The organism is Lacticaseibacillus jixiensis (assembly GCF_042847315.1).
Classification (GTDB): Bacteria; Bacillota; Bacilli; order Lactobacillales; family Lactobacillaceae; genus Lacticaseibacillus; species Lacticaseibacillus jixiensis.
In genome coordinates this window covers 1-1,151 of record NZ_BAAFPR010000092.1, presented here as the reverse complement: position 1 = coordinate 1,151, position 1,151 = coordinate 1, and the positions used below count along the sequence as shown (strand labels likewise).

The following is a 1,151-nucleotide window of genomic DNA, read 5'->3' as shown; positions in this document are numbered from 1 at the left end:
CAGAATCGTCGTTGGTCTGGTAACTTGAGGCACTGATTGGCAAGTTGCCTAAAGTTGATACGATGAAGAAACTCTTGGAACAAAACGAGCCCGGCGTCATTTGAAAGTTGACCGCCGTCGGCGGTCACAGTCACATTGGTATTGCATTGCAGGGATAAGCTGGTTAAAGTTGAGATGGTGTGAAGCCTCGCTTTCGTGATGGTTTTTGTCGACTTAACCTTAGCATATAGGCGCACCCAATGGGTGAAACACCAAAGCAGCGCAGTCCCGTGTGAATCATGGGATTGCGCTGCTTTTTTGAAATTCTATGAATAATCCAGGATCATGTAAGTTATTAAGGGGGACGCATATGAGTAATGTATTAACCTGGATTATTCACCTCGGTATTGGGGACATGAAATCGCATCTGGCCGGTCTGAAAGCAACGTTTGGAGCGTTGCGAATACTGACTGAGCGGAGAAGTTGGTGATCGATGCACCACGAACAGACCGACCCAGTTTTCGGCTCGACGCACGACCTATTCAGTTATTCAGTTCAGGTCGCCAACTGATGGACTTCGTCCATGAGCCGACTAAACCAGTTCTTGTAAACATAGTTAGAAGCAAGATGAATCACCACACGACGGGCGTGCCAAGTAATCCTACCGGCGATGTGAAAGAGACTGAACCGTAGCGAGGAGATGGTTGAACGACGGTCTTCCGAGACAAAGAGCTGTTTAAAGAGCTGAACCAGGTTATAGGCAATACCGGTGATCAAGGCTCGTGCAGTGTTCCGTGCAAAAGTTGAGCTGTCTGTTTTGTCAAAGCCAAACCCGCATTTCAGCTCCTTAATTTGGTTCTCAGCATTGCCCCGCTGTCTATAGGTCTTGAACAAAGTCTCTGGAGCCTCGGAGGCCAGGCTGGTCACTACGAATGCGTGGTTCCAGGGAACTAGCTCATCTGCCGTATGAGTAGAACATACGATAACACGGCGAGCTTTACCCCATGACGCGGCCTGATACTTGAATTCGTGGTAGACGCATTTGCTCTCTTCATATTTTGGAGGGCAATCCACTAAGGCCGTTTCTGCCAGCTTCCCAAGCTTTGAATTTGCCTTGAGTCGAACCAAAAAGTCGACGCCATGTGTGTCGCACATCTCGTAAAATTTTGGCG

The 1,151-nt window shown here is 48.4% G+C and carries 1 protein-coding gene; it reads right to left on the bottom strand.

Features of this window, described 5'->3' with window-relative positions; all coding sequences use genetic code 11:
* Positions 1-534 precede the first annotated feature (534 nt).
* On the bottom strand, positions 535-1,151 hold a 617-nt coding region (locus ACGG90_RS15605), incomplete at its 5' end, for a transposase (RefSeq protein WP_390407408.1).